The sequence below is a fragment of the Pseudomonas sp. VA159-2 genome, from assembly GCF_024126635.1.
In the GTDB taxonomy this organism is placed as follows: Bacteria; Pseudomonadota; Gammaproteobacteria; order Pseudomonadales; family Pseudomonadaceae; genus Aquipseudomonas; species Aquipseudomonas muyukensis.
Window position 1 is genome coordinate 36,080 of record NZ_JAMYBV010000004.1, and the last position, 20,036, is coordinate 56,115.

General features: G+C 54.8%; 17 protein-coding genes and 1 tRNA gene. 12 read left to right on the plus strand and 6 right to left on the minus strand.

Annotation, left to right across the window (positions count from 1 at the left end):
* Positions 1-102: 102 nt before the first annotated feature.
* From NJG22_RS05325 to NJG22_RS05335, 3 genes are all read left to right on the plus strand, one after another.
* A complete protein-coding gene (locus tag NJG22_RS05325; protein WP_253093109.1) occupies positions 103-3,846 on the plus strand; it encodes an EAL domain-containing protein in 3,744 nt (1,247 codons plus the stop codon).
* Positions 3,847-3,863: 17 nt separating this feature from the next.
* Positions 3,864-3,940: transfer RNA gene (locus NJG22_RS05330), tRNA-Ile, on the plus strand.
* A gap of 126 nt (positions 3,941-4,066) precedes the next feature.
* Entirely contained in the window at positions 4,067-5,182 is a 1,116-nt protein-coding gene (locus NJG22_RS05335) for a site-specific integrase (protein ID WP_253093110.1), read from the plus strand.
* On the opposite strand, the gene NJG22_RS05340 is transcribed toward NJG22_RS05335, so the two are convergent.
* Positions 5,097-6,071, minus strand: coding sequence for a LuxR family transcriptional regulator (locus NJG22_RS05340; protein ID WP_253093111.1), 975 nt, complete (start codon positions 6,069-6,071; stop codon positions 5,097-5,099). The genes NJG22_RS05335 and NJG22_RS05340 overlap by 86 nt on opposite strands.
* A 324-nt stretch (positions 6,072-6,395) precedes the next feature.
* Here NJG22_RS05340 and NJG22_RS05345 point away from each other — a divergent pair, with 324 nt between their 5' ends.
* Together NJG22_RS05345 and NJG22_RS05350 are read left to right on the plus strand one after the other, a co-directional pair.
* Positions 6,396-7,274, plus strand: coding sequence for a helicase RepA family protein (locus NJG22_RS05345; RefSeq protein WP_253093112.1), 879 nt, complete (start codon positions 6,396-6,398; stop codon positions 7,272-7,274).
* Positions 7,261-8,013 (plus strand): ABC transporter ATPase, encoded by a 753-nt coding sequence (locus NJG22_RS05350; protein ID WP_253093113.1) that lies wholly within the window; start codon positions 7,261-7,263, stop codon positions 8,011-8,013. Before NJG22_RS05345 ends, NJG22_RS05350 begins: the two co-directional genes overlap by 14 nt.
* Before the next feature lie 550 nt (positions 8,014-8,563).
* Here NJG22_RS05350 and NJG22_RS05355 read toward each other — a convergent pair.
* The 4 genes from NJG22_RS05355 to NJG22_RS24635 form a co-directional block, all read right to left on the minus strand.
* Positions 8,564-8,884, minus strand: a complete 321-nt coding sequence (locus tag NJG22_RS05355; RefSeq protein ID WP_253093114.1) for a hypothetical protein — start codon at positions 8,882-8,884, stop codon at positions 8,564-8,566.
* A 2-nt stretch (positions 8,885-8,886) separates the two neighbouring features.
* Positions 8,887-10,458 carry a P-type conjugative transfer protein TrbL gene (trbL, locus tag NJG22_RS05360; RefSeq protein ID WP_253093115.1) on the minus strand — a complete coding sequence of 524 codons (1,572 nt, stop codon included), beginning with the start codon at positions 10,456-10,458 and terminating at the stop codon, positions 8,887-8,889.
* Between the two features lie 193 nt (positions 10,459-10,651).
* Positions 10,652-11,383 carry a P-type conjugative transfer protein TrbJ gene (gene trbJ / locus NJG22_RS05365; protein WP_253093116.1) on the minus strand — a complete coding sequence of 244 codons (732 nt, stop codon included), beginning with the start codon at positions 11,381-11,383 and terminating at the stop codon, positions 10,652-10,654.
* The gene (locus tag NJG22_RS24635; RefSeq protein WP_366518784.1) at positions 11,380-11,613 is read right to left on the minus strand and encodes a TraK family protein; all 234 of its coding nucleotides are present in this window, start codon (positions 11,611-11,613) and stop codon (positions 11,380-11,382) included. Before NJG22_RS24635 ends, trbJ begins: the two co-directional genes overlap by 4 nt.
* 354 nt (positions 11,614-11,967) lie before the next feature.
* Here NJG22_RS24635 and NJG22_RS05370 point away from each other — a divergent pair, with 354 nt between their 5' ends.
* From NJG22_RS05370 to NJG22_RS05395, 7 genes are all read left to right on the plus strand, one after another.
* Entirely contained in the window at positions 11,968-12,330 is a 363-nt protein-coding gene (locus NJG22_RS05370) for a CopG family transcriptional regulator (RefSeq protein ID WP_253093117.1), read from the plus strand.
* A 299-nt stretch (positions 12,331-12,629) separates the two neighbouring features.
* Complete coding sequence (locus tag NJG22_RS24640) at positions 12,630-13,004, plus strand: helix-turn-helix transcriptional regulator (protein ID WP_366518785.1); 375 nt, start codon at positions 12,630-12,632, stop codon at positions 13,002-13,004.
* Positions 12,997-14,208, plus strand: coding sequence for a DNA cytosine methyltransferase (locus NJG22_RS05375; RefSeq protein WP_253093118.1), 1,212 nt, complete (start codon positions 12,997-12,999; stop codon positions 14,206-14,208). The genes NJG22_RS24640 and NJG22_RS05375 overlap by 8 nt, the downstream gene beginning before the upstream one ends.
* Positions 14,205-15,353 (plus strand): DNA (cytosine-5-)-methyltransferase, encoded by a 1,149-nt coding sequence (gene dcm, locus NJG22_RS05380; RefSeq protein ID WP_253093119.1) that lies wholly within the window; start codon positions 14,205-14,207, stop codon positions 15,351-15,353. The genes NJG22_RS05375 and dcm overlap by 4 nt, the downstream gene beginning before the upstream one ends.
* A 1-nt stretch (position 15,354) precedes the next feature.
* Positions 15,355-16,656, plus strand: a complete 1,302-nt coding sequence (locus NJG22_RS05385) for an AAA family ATPase (RefSeq protein WP_253093120.1) — start codon at positions 15,355-15,357, stop codon at positions 16,654-16,656.
* The gene (locus NJG22_RS05390; RefSeq protein ID WP_253093121.1) at positions 16,646-17,932 is read left to right on the plus strand and encodes an McrC family protein; all 1,287 of its coding nucleotides are present in this window, start codon (positions 16,646-16,648) and stop codon (positions 17,930-17,932) included. The genes NJG22_RS05385 and NJG22_RS05390 overlap by 11 nt, the downstream gene beginning before the upstream one ends.
* A 48-nt stretch (positions 17,933-17,980) precedes the next feature.
* A complete protein-coding gene (locus NJG22_RS05395; protein WP_290444545.1) occupies positions 17,981-18,391 on the plus strand; it encodes a transposase in 411 nt (136 codons plus the stop codon).
* Between the two features lie 255 nt (positions 18,392-18,646).
* On the opposite strand, the gene NJG22_RS05400 is transcribed toward NJG22_RS05395, so the two are convergent.
* Positions 18,647-19,930: a carbohydrate porin gene (locus tag NJG22_RS05400; protein ID WP_253093122.1), complete on the minus strand. Its 1,284-nt coding sequence runs from the start codon at positions 19,928-19,930 to the stop codon at positions 18,647-18,649.
* Positions 19,931-20,036: the final 106 nt, after the last annotated feature.

Below are 20,036 nucleotides of genomic sequence, written 5' to 3' on the forward strand. Positions count from 1 at the left end.
GGCCGGGGTTTTCTTTTGTGACAGAAGGTCATTGCCAGCGCCTACCCCGCGGCCCAGATGCCCGTCTACACTCGAATCAGTCCACCTGATCGAGAGGCCGCTATGCCCTTTATGCCGGCCCTCCTGTTGCTGATCCTGCTTGCCTGGAACACAACGGCCGGCGCCCTGACCCTGACCGACGAGGAACAAGCCTGGCTCAGCGCCCACCCCCAGCTGCGCCTGGGCGTAGACGCTTCATGGCCGCCGTTCGAATTTCGCGACCAGGAAGGCCGCTACCGGGGACTGGCCGCCGATTACATCGCCCTGGTCCAGGAACGCCTGGGCATCACGCTCAAGCCGGTCGAGCCCAGCAGCTGGACCGAGGTACTGGAGCAAGCCCGCGGCAACCGCCTCGACCTGCTGCCCGGGATCATGTCCACCCCGGAGCGCCAGGCCTACCTGGCCTTCACCCGCCCCTACCTGGACTTCCCCATCGTCATCCTCGCCCATGCCGGCGGCGCACAACCGCGTAACCTCAAGGACCTGTATGGCCTCAAGGTGGCCGTGGTGGAGAACTACGCGCCCCACGAACTGCTGCGCACCCACCACCCCGACCTCAACCTGGTGGCCATGCCCAACGTCAGCTCGACCCTGCAGGCCTTGGCCACCGATGAAGTCGACGCAGTGGTCGGCGACCTCGCCTCGAGCATCTGGAGCCTGCGCCAGCTCAAGCTCGACGGCCTGTATGTGAGCGGCGAGACGCCCTACCGCTACCAGCTGGCCATGGCCGTGCCACAACAGCAGAAGATGCTGGTGGGCATTCTCGACAAGGTCATGGCCGACATGAGCAGCGGCGAAGTCAGCCATATCCAGCAGCGGTGGGTGGGCAACGTCGTCGACCAACGGACCTTCTGGAGCGACATGCTGCTCTATGGCCTGCCCGGCGTCCTGCTGCTGGTGGCCATCCTTGCCGTGGTGATTCGCATCAACCGCCGGCTGAGCTCGGAGATCTCCCGACGCATTGCCCTCGAGCAGGAACTGCGCAGCAGCGAATACCATTACCGCGGCCTGATCGAAAGCCTCTCGGCAGTGGCCTGGGAGGCCGATGCCAACGACTTCAGCTACAGCTACGTCTCGCCCCATGCCGAGGACCTGCTCGGCTATCCCACCGGCGAATGGCTCAAGCCCGGCTTCTGGCGCAGTATCCTGCACCCCGAGGACGCGCTCTGGGCCCAGGCCTACTGCGACAGCGAGACCGCCGCCGGTCGCGACCACAGCCTCGACTACCGGGTGATCCGTGCCGACGGGCACACCCTGTGGGTGCGCAACATCGTCAGCATGATCAAGCACGGCCACAAACCCTTGATGCGCGGGCTGATGATCGACATCAGCGAAACCAAGCACACCGAAGCCGCCCTACGCCTGTCCGAGCAAAAGTTCGCCTCGGTGTTCCAGCAATGCCCGGACATCCTGGTCATCGCCCGCCACAGCGATGGCTGCCTGCTGGAGGTCAACGAAGCCTTCGAGGAGCTGATTGGCCTGGGTCCGGCACAGGTCATCGGCCGCACCGCCACCGAGCTCGGCCTGTGGGGCGTGGCCGGTACCGGCCCGGCACTGCTCGAACGCCTGCACCGCGGCGGCATCCGCAACCTGGAGATGACCTTCCGGCGCAGCAATGGCCAACTGTTCACCGGCCTGACCTCGGCCGAAACCTTCGAGCTCGACAGCACCCCGGCGTTGGTGGTGGCGATCCGCGACATCAGCCAGCTCAAGGAAACCCAGCAACAGTTGCAGACCTCCGAAGAGAAATTCGCCAAGGCCTTCCACGCCTCCCCCGACGGCCTGCTGCTGTCGCGCCAGAGCGACGGCCTGCTGCTGGAGGTCAACGAAGGCTTCCGCCGCCTGACCGGCTACGAAGTCGACCCCAACGTCGACCAGACCTCGCTGGACCTGGGCATCTGGGTCGACCTGGGCGAGCGCCAACGCCTGATCGAGCAATTGCAACGCGACGGTTTCGTGCGCGATTTCAGCTGCCACCTGCGCCGCAGCGACGGGCAGATCCGCCTGTGCGAGCTGTCGGCACGGCCCCTGCCGATTGGCGGCGTCGACTGCATGCTGACCATCGCCCGCGACATCACCGAACGCCACCTGATGCAGGAAAAACTGCAACTGGCCGCCACGGTGTTCGAGAACACCGCCGAAGGCGTGCTGATCACCGACACCGACCAGCGCATCAGCGCGGTCAACCGCGCCTTCAGCGAAATCACCGGCTACAGCGAGAGCGAAGCCCTTGGCCAAACCCCGCGCCTGCTCGCCTCCGGCCAGCACGACAGCGCCTTCTACGCCGCCATGTGGCACCAGCTCACCGCCGAGGGCCACTGGCAGGGCGAGATCTACAACAAGCGCAAGAACGGCGAGCTCTACCCCGGCTGGCTGACCATCAGCGCGGTGCGCAACCACGAGCGCGAAATCACCCACTTCGTTGCCGTGTTCGCCGATATCTCCAGCCTCAAGCACGCCCAGGCCAAGCTCGACTACCAGGCTCACCACGACCCGCTGACCGGCCTGCCCAACCGCGCCCTGTTCGAAAATCGCCTGCAAGCAGCGCTCGCCTGCACCCAGGCGTCCAACCGCCAGGGCGCGGTGCTGTTCCTCGACCTCGACCGTTTCAAGCACATCAACGACAGCCTCGGCCACCCGGTCGGCGACCTGCTGCTCAAGGGTATCGCCCAACGCCTCAAGGAGCAGGTGCGCGACGTCGACACCGTGGCCCGCCTGGGCGGCGACGAGTTCATCATTCTGCTGCCCGGCCTGCACAAGCCCAGCGATGCCGGCGCAATCGCCAACAAGTTGCTGGCCGGCTTCCATGCGCCCTTCCAGGCCGGCGACCATGAGTTCTTCACCAGCGCCAGCATCGGCATCAGCCTGTATCCCCAGGACGGCACCGACGTCGCCAACCTGATCCGCAACGCCGACGCCGCCATGTACCGCTCCAAGGCCAAGGGCCGCAACCGGGTCGAGGCCTACACCCGCGACCTCACTGCCCAGGCCAGCGAGCGCATCGCCCTGGAGCACGAACTGCGCCGCGCCATCGAGCGCAACGAACTGAGCCTGTGCTACCAGCCCAAGTTCAGCCTCAAGACCCAGAGCCTGGTCGGCGCCGAAGCGCTGATCCGCTGGACCCACCCGACCTTTGGCGAAGTGCCGCCCGAGCAGTTCATCCACCTGGCCGAAGAAAACGGCAGCATCCTCCAACTGGGCGATTGGGTCCTGGAGCAAGCCTGCCGGCAGATGCACCACTGGAAAAAGGCCTACCACGCCTTCGGCCCGCTGTCGGTGAACCTGGCCGGCGCCCAGCTGCGCCAACCCAACCTGGCCAAACGCATCGAGCAGTTGCTGCGCACCTACCAGCTCAAGGCCGGCGACCTGCAACTGGAGATCACCGAAAACTTCATCATGAGCCAGGCCGAGGAAGCCCTGAGCGTGCTGCACCAGCTCAAGCAACTGGGGGTGCAACTGGCCATCGACGACTTCGGCACCGGCTACTCCTCGCTCAGCTACCTCAAGCGCCTGCCGCTGGACATCCTCAAGATCGACCAGTCGTTCATCCGCGGCCTGCCCGACGACCCCCACGACGCCGCCATCGCCCGCGCCATCATCGCCCTGGGGCGCAGCATGCAATTGACGATCATTGCCGAAGGCGTGGAAAACCAGGCGCAGCAGCGTTTCCTGGCCGCCGAGGGCTGCGAGCAGATCCAGGGCTACATCGTCAGCCTGCCGCTGCCGCCAGCGGAATTCGCCGCTACGTTTCTTCGCATAGCACAAACGGATCTTTCGGATGGCACGCTATCGAAACCCTCGTTATAATCCGGCGCACCTGCTGAGGGCCTATAGCTCAGTCGGTTAGAGCAGAGGACTCATAATCCTTTGGTCCACGGTTCGAGTCCGTGTGGGCCCACCAACCTTGAAGCCGCGTACTACGCGGCTTTCGGCTTTTTGGGTTTGTGGCAGCCGGATCAGTCCTATGGTCCAAAGGTACAAATTAGGTACAGTGCGGCTTCGCTTGCACGCCTTTGGAGTCCTTCAGATGGCCACAATCGTCAAAACCCCTGCCGGCACCTGGAAGGCCATCATCCGCAAAACCGGATGGCCGACCAACGCCAAAACTTTCCGCACCAAGCGCGACGCCGAAGATTGGTCACGACGCACCGAAGATGAAATGGTGCGGGGTGTGTATATCCAGCGCAGCGGGTCCGAGCGCCTGACGCTTGAAAAAGCCTTGCAGCGATATCTAAGGGAAATCACGCCGACGAAGAAACCAACGACTCAGCGGGCGGAGACCACCAAGGCGAAGCAGTTAATCAATGGGCTGGGTAAATACTCGCTCGCTGCACTTTCTGCCGAAGTGATAGCCGATTACCGGGATAAACGTCTTTCCACCTTTACCACACGCGGTCAGCCAACCAGCAACAATACAGTGCGCTTGGAGCTAGCGCTGCTGAGCCACCTGTTCACAGTGGCCATTCAAGAATGGGGATTAGGCCTGACGTTCAATCCTGTGCTGAACATCAGGAAGCCAAGCCCAGGAGAAGGACGTGACCGCCGCCTTACCGCTGATGAAGAGCGAAAACTCATTGCTGCGGTTAAAAAGCACAGCAATCCCATGCTGAATTGGATCGTGCGCATCGCACTAGAAACTGGCATGCGCTCTTCCGAAATCACAACCCTGCGCCGCGGTCAGGTAGATCTAGCGCGCCGTATCGTCCGCCTGCTTGATACCAAAAACACGCAGCATCGAACCGTCCCACTGACAACCGATGCCACCGCCGCTTTCCGCGAGGCACTGGCCAACCCGATTCGTCCACTCGACTCTGATTTGGTTTTCTTCGGTGAGCCTGGCAAAGACGGTAAACGTCGCCCCTACAACTTCAACAAGGTCTGGTTAGACATCAAGAAAAATCTCGGGCTGGCCGATTTCAGGTTCCATGACTTGCGTCATGAAGCCGTCAGCCGTTTAGTAGAAGGTGGCCTCAGCGACCAAAAGGTCGCCGCCATCAGCGGCCACAGATCAATGCAAATGCTCCGACGCTATACCCATCTACGAGCTGAAGACCTAGTCAATGAACTGGATGTTCTGACGCGTCGTCGAACTGGAAAGAAGAAGGAATCGACCCCAGCGCCTTCGACACTGCCTGACGACTAATGCCCATCCTCCGAGCAATCTCGCTCTGGTTCAAACCGGACGCCCGAAGAATCAGCATCTGTTTCTTGGCGTCCGTCAGACGAGCATCAATCATTAGGCGCGCTTGCTCCCGCAGTGCACCTTCATCTGCGGCGGTAAGACCGTTGCTATGCGTGATATGGAAAGCAAAAAGTTCAGCAGCAGGGTTGTCGTGCTTCGGTGACGGAGTGCGCTGAGCACTTTGTTCTGTGAGCCGGGCCAGTTCGAGATTAAAGAGATTCTTTGAGCGCTTTGCCCGTTGATACTGCGGATTCCAAGTCCCATCAGCATGCCGAGGTCGATGGGAAGCGCAATACCGATTACTGAGGTGCAGGGCGTAGTCTGTATCGGCGCTTTCAGGCCAGTCACCTGTATTGATCAGATGAGCGAGTTCAGACGGCTGCCCGCACACCTCACAAAATTCTCTGTTGCGCTGCGCATTTTGAGTTACTCCCTCAACGGCACATCGTGAGCGAGCAGGACGCTTGCGGCCGCACGCTCCGATTACCTCCACCAATGTTTCAAGCGTCCCGATCACCTCTCTCGATTGCTCTCGAGTATGACGCGTCGCGCTCATGTACTGACGGATCAGAACTCGCTGAGCCTGCATAGCTCCCTTGTAGTGAATTGAATGTATCAGATCACTCAGGGCGGTAGTTCCCGGTGCACCCAACATGTATCGCTGAAACACCGCATCGACACACAGCAGCGCGATAGCCGGGTCGATCAGTTGCTCAATCAGCCTGCGTATCGGAAAACGTCTCGCGCTGCTTGAGTACGGCCGCCAGTTTGCGACGAGCTCTCGCACCGCCGCTTCCATGATCGGTGAACAGTTTGGCCAGACTGGGATTTCTGTTTCGCTTGCGCTCATGTCAACCATAATGACCAATTAAAAGAATGTTATCAACCAGTGCCCTCCCTACGATACGGATAAATCCGATCACAAATGGAGATGAGCGATGGGTATCGAAGAAAACCTTTTGGAGCGATTTGGACCACTATTGAGCTTGCCTCAGTTGGCGACGATCTTGGATCGCTCACCAGATGGCCTAAGAATCAGCCTGAGAACGCAAAACCCTTGGACCCTCCCTATCAACAGAGCCCGTCTGAAGATAGGCCGCAGAGTCTACTTCCGGACCTCTCAAATTGCTGAGGTCCTTAGCGCAGACTCATTCGAAGATGAGGGGCGTATTTGATGACCATCGATCTAACCGCAGCTTTTGAAAGTGACCCGCCGGTGCTTGATTTCATATGGCCCGGCTTCCTCGCTGGCACAGTAGGAGCTTTGGTTGCCCCAGGAGCCACCGGGAAGAGCTATTGGGCACTCGAAGCGGCCATGTCGATCGCATGCAGCGTTGCCGGTGGTGATCTAGTAGGGCTTGGTCCTACATGCGCTGGCCGCGTGGTGTATTTCGCTGGAGAAGACCCAGAAGTCGCACTGGTCCGCCGAATCCATGCGATCGGCCAGCACCTGAATCAGCGGGCACGTGAAGCCATCGCGGAGAACCTGATCGTCCAGCCCATCATGGGCATACGGATGAACGTGATGGATGGCCAGCATCTTGCCCGCGTTATCGAATTCTGCGCCGGTGCACGCTTGATCGTGCTGGATACTCTAAGCCGGATTCACGATAGGGACGAAAACAGCAACGGCGATATGGCACGACTTGTCGCCACGCTGGAGTGCGTCGCGACGAGCACTGGGGCATCCGTCCTGTACTTGCATCACGTCAGCAAAGGGAGTGCCCGTGAGGGGCAGACTGACCAGCAGCAGGCGGCGCGGGGCGCCTCCGCCCTGATCGACAACGCCCGTTGGTGCGGCTTCGTCGCAAAAATGACAGAGGAACAGGCCAAGACCCTCAGCGACCGCGCCTATGATCGACAGCCGATCGGCAATGACCGAAGGAGCTTGTTTGTCCGCTTCGGTGTTAGCAAACAGAACTACGACGCCACCCCAGTCGATCAATGGTACAAGCGCCATGACGGCGGCGTCCTTGTACCAGTGGAACTGCTGGAGACGAAGAGGGGAGGAACTCTGCACATCGTCAATGGAGGCGACGATGAGCGGTGGTAATGCAGTGACCCCCACCAGTACAAGCGCGCAGGCGCGCGTGATGCTCTATCAACCTAGCCAGCGCCCTCGATTACGGGAGAGTGACTGGGCCGATACGTCATTCGGTCGCTGCCGTGTGACAGGCAGACTAGGCCAGAGACACGCCGATATAGTCGAAGCGATATTGTATTGCGCTGAACGGCGGCGCGATGCTTCTGATGGCGGGGTGGAGCTTCTAGTAGACCCCGCTCGGGTGAGAAAAACACTGTCCGACAGCCGCTACAGCTTTACACAGATCGAAAAGCTGTTGGCCGAACTGCGAGCTGCGACGATCACAATCGAAACGCCACAATTCGATTTTCCAATAATCGGCGGATTGATCGATCACGTTATCCCTTCGCCGATGACGCGGCTTGATCCGCTTACAAGGGGAGAGCGAAATCTGTGGCGGGTGCGGCTTGGCGTAGCATTGGTAATGCTACTTGAGCATGATTTGAGTTTGTACTACGACCCGGCCCCCATTGCCCGTCTCCAGCATGGCATTAGCCAAGCGGTTGCGCGGCACGTTTTGAGCCACAAGTTTGAGCCGTCAGGTGGCTGGTATCTTGACACCGTCATCGTGGCTGTGGCCGGTGCGATGCAGAGTAAGGCGATGCGCGATGCGCGGTACAGGTTGAGGGAAGACGCCGCCGAGTTGAAAGCGTTAGGCCTGATTCTGGACGGCGTGAGGGTTAAGAAAAAAGGTACTGGTGAAGCTTGAAGCGTCGCATACCCGCCCGATAGCGTTGCACATCCGCCCGATAGCGTTGCACACCCGCCCGAAACGTCGCACACCCGCTCGGACTTGGCAGGATATTCAGGATATTCAGTTCTGCGCGGCGCAGCCCGCGCTTAGGCGCGGTCCGGCCTTGCCAGTAGGCCTACGGCCCTTGGGCACCAAAAGAAGAAGCTGTCCCGTCGTACACCCACCGCTTCGAGCCTGGCATGTAGCCCCCTCTGCAAAATCTAAATAGACATTAAAACGACGAGAGGTGGCCGTAGGCCGTTCCATTGCGCTCATCAAGGGGTCTGGTGATGTCAGGGTCGAGTGTCGCTCAAGACGCAGCTCAGAGCCTGTAAGGTGGGCGTATCAGACTGTTCAAAGTCCGTGCGTATTACTAATGACAAAGCCCTGAGCTTTGGATGGCCTTTATCCGTGTAGATGGTGGAGGTGGTCCTGCGATCCTCCTAAAGCTCGCTACGAGACAGGAGAGGCTGGATTGGAATGAACCCCACACATAGGCGGGGTTGTCTAGGAGGCTGGTCGGCAATTAGCGATTGTTGGGCTTCTCTCGTTTCTGTGCTTCCTGCACGGCCTGAATGGCAATCAACACTTGATGGTTCAGAGCGACGCTACTCTTACTTCCCAGGAGAGGTAGACGATTCAGGATCTGCGTGCCCGCAAACATGCGATAAGAGGCAGACAAGGCAAGCGGTCTGATTCGAAGCTGTATGGCCGTGAATTGGCGATTCAGCTTATCCAGCTGCGGCCCATAACCTTTGCTACGCAGATATCGGCCGAGCGCCCACAGACCGACGGCCGAGGTCGAAGTGAGAACTACGAATCCAGCGAATATCAGAATTTCATTCATGGTTATTTCTCCGGTTGGTCGTTGCTCGTGGCCATGCTCGGAACGTCGAGGCGCCCCAGATTCGAGCTGGTGTCCTCATCTGGTCGGATGACGTTGGATTCCCCGCCTATCGTTTCCCCAGGCGGTTCTGCGCTTGTGGTCGATCTGGCTTCGCCGAGAGCTGATGTTGGAACACCAGCACCAAGAGACACTGAGTGCGCATTCTCCATGCCGGGCACTGACAGCGAGGCGATCACGCCGAGTGCTTTTGCCCCACCATTGGCCGCTTGGGACAGTGCGTTGCCGGAACTAACAGTCCCACCCTTTGGTGCCGCTTTTTGATCATTGTCATCGCCACTCTGCGCGGCCTTCCTCGCCTGCTTAGCGGCCTGTTGGACGCCGTTGCTGGGCGTAGCCGATGGGGTAGCTGCACCACCGCCAGTCCTCGCACCTGCGGAGCTTGCCCCCTTGGTCGCTGCGCCGCCGCCAGTGTTGGCCCCCACGCCGGAGGACGTTGCACCACCTACAGACGAAGCGGCACCACCGGCAAAGCTGGAGTTGATAGCCCCTGCCAGACCGCCACTGCTGATGCCACCGGCACCCGCTGCACCGGCAGCACCACTGCTGCCAGCAGCACCGAGAGCACCGGCAGCGGCAGGAGCGGCCGCCCCGGCGGTGGCGATGGTCGCGATTGCCGCCGCTGCACCGGCAGCACCAGCCGCCGCCATACCACCGATGGCTGAGCCACCCCCCATCGAGGTGCCACTTATCATGCCGCCGATCAGGTCAGGAATGGTCTTTGTCAGATAGCAGCACACCAAGGCCAGACCAACCATCGTCATCAACGATGCTTCGTCATTGGTGTAGGCGGTCAACCACTGCTTGGCCGACTGAACGATTAGGCCGACAATCAGCGTTAAGACGAACAGCTTGGCTCCGATTGCGACGGTGAAACGCATTGGAGCGATTGCAAAATCACGCGTCCATTGTGAGCCGCCAAAGCCAAAGAACAGCACCGAAGCATTGATGATTACGTAAGACTCTACGAGCGTTACGAACATGAATGCAGCGATGAAGGCGAAACACGCCAATACAAGGATTGCGCAAACTGCGATCAGGATTCCTTTGGCCGGCGAAAACACAGATATGCCCTTCACCATGGTGCGGCCAAAATCCAGCGCAACCGCCAGCATATCGCCGGGTTCTAACGGGCGCTCGAGGCCGCTCGCAGATGCCGCCGCATCGCGGAAGCTATCGACAATGGCAGATGACCATTCCACCGAGTACTTCATAACGGCAAGGAAGAAACCGACCACCAGGACGAACCGCAGTAGCTCGCTGACAATCTCGCCGAGGTCGGCTTGCTTCATGACTAGAGGCATGAACGTCCAGATGAACTGAATCGAGGCCAACAGCCAGAATAATCTGATCGCGTAGTCATACAGTTTTCCTGACCACTGGTGCGACTGCTGCAAAACGAGGTCGAGTAGGCCTTGGACCGAAGTGTCGGCATGGGAAAGGTCGGTCGCGGCCATTGCATCTCCGCTCACGAATACACCCGCCAAGACGAGGAAGAACAGTAGGCGACGATCCATAACTAGTACCCCTTAACTCCGCCGCGAGTGTTCGGTCGCGCTTCAAACGAGGCATCAGCGTCGCGGTGTTGCTGTTTCTGCTCCGCCACCGATGTGCACTCGCTGTTGCGTTGAACCGCCGCAGTGATCATAGAACCGGTTAGTGCAGAGCCGGAGCAGATCAACGCGATGAGCCATTTCGAAACAGTCATTCTCAGTACCCCTTCACGCCGCCGCGTGTATTTTTGCGCGCTTCAAACTGCTGTTCGGTAGCTTCGCTGGCTGCTGTACGGTCCCCCTGCTGAGCCAGATAGTTGCCCTGCATGTTGATTTGCGTAGCCACCAAATCGCGCAGCTTTTGCAACTGCTGTACGTTCTGTGAGGCTATTTCGTTGCCCGCCTGAAGTGCTTGCATCCGGCCCACAGCTGACTGTGAACGGATCATCATGCGGTCAAGCTGCTCGCCCTCAGACTCAAAGGTGCTGGTATTGAGGTTCGCCGCTTCTAGCGCAGCTTTCACGTTATCGCGGCCTTGCTCAGACCAAGTCTGATAGCGATCTTGTGCCAGTGACTCAGCCGAGTTGGCAACTTGATTCAGGTACGAATTGAAGCCGGGGAAAGCCGTGTTGAACTGCGAATCCATATTCTGGATTTGGCGGCCCAACGCCTGCGAGCGATCGTAGATTTTCATTACGTTTTTAAGATCGGCCGCGATGCTGCCGAACACCGAATCGGGCAAGCCCCTACCTTGAGTTACCATAATTTGATACTGCTGAATCTGCGTTTGTAACTGCTCGGCCGTATTCAGCGCCGTGTTGACCTGCTCCGCATATTCAAACATTTGCTGATAAAATGTAGAACAATTTGCGCAGTAGATAGCGAAAGCATTCTGCTGCGTAAAGATAAAAACAGAAACCGCAGCTATTAATCTAAATACTTTCTTCATTCTTGTCTCCAATGTGAGCCCGTCATGACAAATGACCTTGATTTCTTGCAGTAGCGAGATACGTATCGTGTGAACTGAACATATCCAAAACTAAATCTATCAACATATTGGGCGTAAAGATTTTTAAGCGTGTAACCAAGCAGTATTTTCGCCTCCAACTCTTCCTTGATCGAGAAGAATTCGGCGCGCCCACCTCTTCTCTTGATACGCTTTAGACTATCACTTCGCATCGGCTCCCCCTGCTAATGCAATTGGTTTTAGCACGAATGAAAATCTAAGAAAACACTGAATAGCTGAGCAGCGAAAGCTAATGAAATCGGACGCAACCATATGCAACTCAAGGCAACTCAAGGCAACTCAAGGCAACTTTAAGCAATTTAGTGAAATTTAATTCAGATGGTAGATTTTGGGGTTTAAATTTCCTTTAATCGCTTACAACAAGCCGGCAAGATGTGTGTTGTAGGCCTACGCTGCTTCGCAGCTACGACCTCCAACACCGCCCCTTACTCACCTGCGGTTCGACGGATCTTGCTCTGCGAGGCTTACCGTCGCTGCCGCGACTATTGAAAGCTGGAGAAGACAATATGTTAAAAGATCAAAAGCCTACCCCTCGACGGGAGTTGCCGCCCATCAAGGTGTGGGTGTCGGAAGACGAGCGCTCAGAGATCGAGGATAAGGCCCGTCAGGCCAACCTATCGCTGTCCGGGTACCTTACGGCTGTTGGCCGCAACACTCCCATACGATCCGTCGTTGACCTGCGCGCGGTTGCCGATCTGTGCAAAGTAAATGGCGATCTGGGAAGGGTCGCGGGACTATTAAAACTCTGGCTCGCAGAAAAGCGCGGCGAAGGAGCAAGACCGATGGACGTGGAAGCAACGATGAATGACTTCCGAAAGCTGCAGGCTGAGATTCTTGCCATCATGTCACGAATAGTTAGGAAAGCCTAAGCAAGGACCCTGAGGTAACGCAGGCGACAGCCCGAACTAGTTGATGCGGGATATGCACGCGGCCGGTTGGAACCCAACTCTAAAATTGCGACCGAAGCTTAATATCCTGTACTAGAAATAAAAAATGGACTATAGAGAACTGCAATTGAAAGACCTTGCACACCAACGATACTTTATTGAACTACTACAAAAGAATCGACCCTACGCAATGAAATTGTTAGAGGAAATATCTAACGATATTATTTGTGACGAAAAAGAACTAATGCTCGAATATATACGCAACGCCTTTCCAGAGGACAATGGTATCCAGGAACCAAACGACGATAACGGTCCGATGTAGGGCTTTATTACCATCGCCTGATTTTGACATTTACGTCAAAAAAAAGTATCCTGCCCATCATCAAATTGGTGAGGAAACGCCCTTGCGGACGGTCCAAGAGCTAGGCCGAGCGGTCGCTGAACGTAGACACCGGCTAGGGCTAAAACAAGGTCTTGTGGCAATTGAGGCCGGAATATCTCAGGAGTGCCTTTCCCGCTTCGAGCGCGGACGATCGGAGGAGCTTGGGTCCAGAAAGCTGCTTGCCATTCTTAAAATTCTTGGGCTGGAGCTATCTCTGCAGGCCATTTCTTCTGACACGCTCGGCAATACAACAAAGGTTTCTGTTGATGAATGACCTGTTCACTATTCCTGGGAGCGGTTGCGAACCAGCAACGGGTGACCTATTTGCTCCAGTTTCTGCGGGGGTAGGTAAGCAAATCAATGGCTCAGACCATGACTTTTTGCGAAAGCAACACGTGCCGCCCTTTTGTAGCAAAGGCCCTGGGCTTTCTCTTGTAGACCTTTTTTGTGGTGCAGGAGGGATTTCCCTTGGGATCGCTGAGGCAGCTTATGATCTCGGTTTAAGCTTGCATATCCCATTAGCTGTCGACTTTGAACCAACGGCTGTAAAAGTATACAAAGAGAATTTTAAGTTCGCCAACGCGATTCAAGCGAACGTTAGCGACCTGTTTAGTAGCTCTGATCAATTTGATGACCTTACGGATACAGAGCAACAGTTGAGAGCTCAGGTGGGGAAAGTCGATATTCTAGTCGGCGGACCACCATGCCAAGGACACTCAGATTTAAATAATTATTCGAGACGGAATGACCCCAAAAACAGCCTGTATTTCATAATGGCTCGTGCGGCTTACGTGCTCCAACCTTCTCATATTATAATCGAAAATGTCTTGGGGGCGCGCCATGATAAAAATGGCGTTGTTCACAAGACGATTTCCGCTCTTCAGGAGCTTGGCTATCGAGTCGAAATGGCCCCTGTAGACCTAACGGTTATTGGGGTTCCTCAAACTCGCCGCAGACTAATAATAGTTGCTTCTAAATCAGCCACTGAAGGCATTACAAAGGCGGTCGAGCGATTCACTACACCCGTGCGCAACTTGGAATGGGCCATTAAAGACCTCGAAGATAGTCATTCGCCGAATTTGGAAGAAACTCCTTCTAAGCCATCGAAGGACAACATGGCTAGAATTAACTATCTTTTTGACAACGATATAGATGACCTACCAAATCATATGAGACCGCCCTGCCATGCCCATGGCAATCACTCCTACAAAAGCATTTATGGTCGGTTAAAATGGAGTGAGCCATCGCAAACTATCACAAGTGGCTTTTATAGCATGTGCATGGGCCGCTACGTGCATCCGAGTCGCAGGCGTACACTGACTGCCAGAGAAGCAGCTCGACTGCAGTTCTTCCCAGATTATTTTAAATTTAACGCTGCAGGGTCTAGAACTGCAATCGCGAAAATAATCGGTAACGCGGTGCCACCCAAGCTTTCTTATATATTTGCTTATAGTCTGATATGTGACAATCGCATATGAATCTCGAAAAGTTACAAGACTTGAAACCTAAGGTTTGCGGATTATTTTCAGGCATTGGGGGGTTGGAGCTTGGCTTCCATCTAAATGGTTTTCAATCTCAGATGCTATGTGAGATCGACCCGGTAGCTGCGCATGTTTTGAAAGTCCGGTTCCCCAACGTAGAACTTATCGACGACGTTCGAGATGTGTCATCGCTGCGCGGCGCAGATGTATTATGTGCTGGCTTTCCATGCCAAAACCTTAGTTCCTCAGGAAACAAGGTAGGAATCAACGGCAGTCAGTCCTCATTGGTAGATGAAGTTTTCAGAGTACTCAAAACCAATCATCCTAAATGGGTGATTATTGAAAATGTCCGGTTCATGCTTCACCTAAACAAAGGTGAGGCCATGAGACGGATAGTTGAGAGCTTCGAGCAACTTGGTTACAACTGGGCTTATCGAGTTATTGACTCCCAGTCTTTTGGCGTACCTCAACGCCGCCATCGGGTTTATTTTGTTGCATCCCGTGAAGAAGACCCTAGAAACGTCATTCTCTCTGATGACAGCGGTAAGCCGGAATCGCTTAAAGAACTTTCAATCGAAGAACCGATTGGCTTTTACTGGACAGAAGGTGCGTTTGCTGCCGGGCTAAATAAAAATGCCATTCCCCCGCTTAAGGCTGGCTCCACCATCGGTATACCCTCCCCGCCTGCAATCTGTTTCCCAGATGGATTAGTTGGAACGCCAGATATTAGAGATGCTGAACGAGTACAAGGCTTCTACGAGGATTGGACTAAGCCAGCTGAGGAAATCGCTAAACCATCAATTAGATGGCGTTTGCTTGGAAACTCTGTAACCGTTAACGTTTCGGAATGGATTGCAAAGAAAACCTTGAGGCCGGTGGAATACGACGCTTCAAAAGATCGGCCTTTAGGACAAAAATGGCCTATGGCTGCATGGTCCATCAATAAGCAAAGGTATGAGTCCAGTAGCTCAGACTGGCCTTTTGATTCTAAAATCGCTCGAATATCAGAATTTCTGCTACACCCCGTTAAGCCTCTCTCAATACGTGCAACGACGGGATTTCTTTCTAGAGCATATAAAGGCAATCTTAAGTACCCGGCAGGCTTTCTGGAAATACTAAGCAATCATTCAGGATTTAGGTAAAATGGATTTGAGCTCGATTTCGCTAAATGATTTTTTTGAGGCCATTCAATACCTTCGAGAGGCTGACTCTCAAAACAACAACAAAGGTAAACTGATTAAAGAGTGGTATGCACAAAATTTTGGCGCTACCGCGCGCGCGAGTATAGTTAACGAACTGCGCCAAGCTGGCAACAGAGTAAAAGAGCAACTAAGCCCTCAAGATGCACAACATGTCCTCTATGTTGTGACCGACCCTAATGCATTAGACAAGCTGATCAACGACTGTCAGAAGTTTTTGTATAATGGTTTAGAGACCGTACTCTTTATGGAGGCAGCAAAAGGCGCTTCAGGTAGCGCCACCCCAGTCTTCCTGCTCTCTAACGCAGCCTCTAATAGTTCGGTGGAAGGGTTTTATTTAGCAAACTTCAAAGACTTGAAGGTGCACAAATTCAGCCCTGACCGTAAAGTCATTTCCACAGGCGCTAGCCAAGCAAACTTGCCTCCGGTCAAACTTCAATCCCTTATAGCAGAAGACAATGAAATTTACTTAAAGGTCTTACAGCTTCTGGATGACGGCTATGGAGGCGTTATCTTCACGGGAGACCCAGGAACAAGTAAAAGCTGGTTTGCTAGACAGATAGCTCTCAGATTGGCTGACGGCGATCAGGAGCTTGTAAAATTTATTCAGTTTCATCCGGGCTACCAGTATGAGGATTTTGTAGAGTCCTACATCCCTAACGAAAGCGGTGGATTTGATCTGGTTGATAAGATTTTTCTACGCGCATGTGAGGCAGCACGAAACAATCCTGATTCAACATCAGTGCTTGTCATCGACGAGCTCAGCCGAACTGATGTCGTCCGGGTATTTGGTGAAGCTCTAACCTACCTAGAACAGTCCAATCGAAAACTGAATTTCACTTTATCTTCTGGTAGATCCTATTCTGTCCCTGACAACTTGGTGGTCCTGTGTACGATGAATCCATGGGATAGAGGAGTCGAAGAACTGGATATGGCCCTGGAACGCCGATTTGCAAAAATTCATTTTGAACCGAAAATTGAGTTACTGAGAGACGCCCTTTCTGGGAGTAGCTTGAGCGATGAGCGAAAAGGAAAACTCGAACAATTTTTCTTCATGACCTCCCGACACTCAAACCGGTTATGCAGTCTCGGCCACGCCTATTTTTTGAAAGTTAAAGATGATGATAGTCTCAAGCGCCTATGGGATCACCAGCTGTCGTTTCATTTTGAAAGAGTACTGAAGAATGATCCCGAGCAGCTGGCTCTAATCCAGTCCGCATGGAATCGTATTTTTCATGAAGAGTGAGAATACAAAGACTCTAACCATTGCGGAATTCAAGGACATGGACGTTCCTGAATCCTTACTACTTCCGAGTGGAGAACTCCTTGCCTACCCCGAGATTCTAGAAAGAAACTTCTTTTCTATTCGATACAAGAAAGGAAAGCCAATATTCCAGGCCGGAGGTTGGGTCGGCGTCATTCCAGTAAATGACAAGTTAAGTCTTAATATAATCCCCAAGGTGCCTATTAGCAACTTGGAGCGGCTCGTTTTCCTATCCAATCACAAACCCGAAATCCTTAAGAACTTCAAGCGCCGCTATTCCCCCCACGATTATTCGTCAAAAAACCTGAATGAATTCTTGATCGATTGCTTACTAAAGCACATTGAAGAGATTATAAATACCGGACTGTACAAAAAGTATGCAAGAGTAGAAGAGCAAACCTTATTTCCCTCCGGAAAGATAAATTTCAACAAAACGATTAGAGCTCGGGCCAAACTTAATGGTATGCATGTCGTAGCTTCCCACTACGAGAGGATGATTGACAACCCCCCCAATCGTTTCCTAAAAAAGGTTTGTTTGGGTCTCTCAAAAAATCCGGAAATGGTAAAGGACAAGCATCGCCGAGTTGCAATACAGTACGCCCTTAACTCTTTTGCAGAGGTCTCAGATCACTACGAGCTGCACAATGCGCAGCACGATCCGAGCCTTAATATTGAGTGCCTCAAAGAGAACTATCGCGACGCGGTAGGCTTGGCAATGATCTTCATTTCCGGCAAAGGATTAAGCTTCGGACTTAGTGGTTCTACAAGCGCCAACTCTCTGATTTTGAATCTTGCAGAAGCCTTTGAGTGGTATGCTCTTGAGGTCTTGCGATCCGCTTACCGATACCGGAATGACATTCAAGTCTTGGACGGAAATAAAGGCGGCGCAGATGGAGGGAAAAAAGCGTTGCTAGTTCCACCTCCGCAAGTAAAAAACCCTATCATGGCCACCCCAGATATTGTTCTAAAATCTGTTCAGACCAGTGGTGACTCTACCATTGTTATCGACGTAAAGTATAAATCCATAGAAAAGCTTCCCGACCGAGATGACCTTAATCAAATTATTTCTTATGCCGCCTCTTACAGCGCCAGTCATGGAATATTGATATTTCCTGCAAATGATAAAAATCCATCCGGCATAAATCTAATAGGCGAATTACCCGGCGTCAGATTTTACGCCCTGTTTATTGACCTGAATAACTCGCGCATCGAGGAAGAAGAGGCCTTGATGGCATCTAGATTGTCAGATCTTTTTTAAGGGCCTCGAGGGTTATTTATGGAGTCGAACGAAGAAATATCATATCGGATGCGTGCTGTACCCCGAGCAACCCACGCTCAGCCGCTGCTGCACGCTCAGCCGCTGCTGGATGCTGTAAAAATTGCTGGCAAGCCAGGACGACCGCGTAAACGTAGCCGGTGGTTGCTGGCTGACAAGGGATACGATGCCGAGCACCTGCGCCAGTACTGCGACCGTTACCGAATGCAGCCGGTAATCCCATTGCGCGCTATGCCGCGCAAACCTCGACCTGGCTTGCCCCGACTGTTTGACCGGCCCAAATACCGGCAACGGAACATCATTGAGCGGATGTTTGGCTGGCTGAAAGAAAATCGCAGGATCGGCACTCGCTATGACAAGCTGGCCAAGAGCTTTGCAGCCATGGTCACCTTGGCCTGCAGCCTACGTTGCATGCGGCAATACTTTTCGTACAAAGCCTAGTCATCCATGGCTGCAGCATATCCAAAATTTTGTTCGCGAAAAAAATTGCGCGGAAAAATCACTTATTCCCCTCCCGCCGACGCGCTTTGCCTCGCGAAATAGTGCAAAGCCCAGCCCTGGTGCAGGCTAGCCCCGGGGCAGGCCCAGCGCGGGCCGCGTAGAGCACCAGGGCATTGCACACTGCGCAAAGAATTGAGACCTATGCAGTGCGGTACAGTCCGATGTGTCCGCCAGCGAGCAAGCCAAAGCAAAGCACTAAAGCGTCATTTTTATTTGCAACCCAACCGCCAGCGCGTTTCCTCTTTGTTTACCAAAGAATGCACCAGGCTCGATGTAGTACTGCACGTCGGGGCGCAGCAGTAGCCAAGGGGTCACTTGCGCACCGTAGTTCAGCTCCAGCACTTGCTCGCCGCTATCCAGACCACTGATCATGGAATATTGCTCTGCACCGGCTTCCTGCACATCGCGGGTGCGCGGGTTAATCACGGCGCGGCCATAGCCAAAGGAAATGGAGTCTTGCGGGCGGCTGTCAAACGGCTTTTGCCTAACCAGGCCCACGGAGTACCAGCGACGCATGGGTGAGGTCGCAGCGTTACTGGTGGCAGCTTGCCCGAACAACCGTAGGGCACTCGCTGGGTCTTGCTCATCGCGCCAGATCGCCTGGTCGACCAGCAAGTAAGCGCCTGTACGACTGCTGCTTTTACCGGTGCCGCCAATCTTGGGGTAATCGGATGTATCGTAGTACCAGCCCACTTTGTACTGGCCGTTGAGGAAGGCGCCGTTATTGATGATCGCCTCCAGTGGCATGATGGCGCCCGTCGTGCCATTGGCGGGCATGGCGAAGGCTTTGGATACGCGCGCGTTGTACTCCGGGTTGACTTGGAACAACGCCGTTTGCAGCGTCAGCGACGGGTTGACGTCATACCGCAACTCGCCACCCCAGTGGGCTGTCGGGTAGTTACCCCAGCCACTGCCGCTGGACATGGTCAGCGGGTGTGCACAAAAGCCGGCGCTGACAAAGTTGGCCAGGATCGGCATGCCACCGAACTCGGTGCCCATGACCATGTAGCCAACCTTGGCGGACAAGTCGGGGGAGAACAGATTGCGCTGGTAACTCAACTCCGTCAGCCGGGTGTACTCGCCCCCATAGATTTCTTGCGCGGACATGCGGTTGCCAATCAGGTCCTCGGTGGCACTGTGGCCGCGACGATCATTGACCAGCACTTGCACACGACCGGCATTTGGAATGTCGAGCAGTTTGCTCAAGTCAAACTGCGCGCCCAGACGTATCTGTTGTGCATAGCGGGTGCCGCGCTTGATGCCGCCATTCAGGCTGGAAAGGGTTTCCGAGGTGTAGTCACCCGTCAGCTTTATACCTTGCTCCTCCAGCTTCTGGCGCTGTCCGCCCCAGTTGCCAGTGAGCGTAGGTTGCGTCATCAGGCTGGCAGTGCCTGCCAGTGCGCAAGGCAGGGGCAGGAAACACAGGGACAAGCCGCTGCACAGGCTGCAGGCCAGCACGATGCGGATGGGTAATGACATGGTGGGCAGGCTCCCTTGCGTGAAAATCGTTGCACAGCCCAGGCTTGCGAGAGGGCCGACTGGAAAGAAAAATCCCCGCGAACGGGGATTTTTCATAGGGCATCAA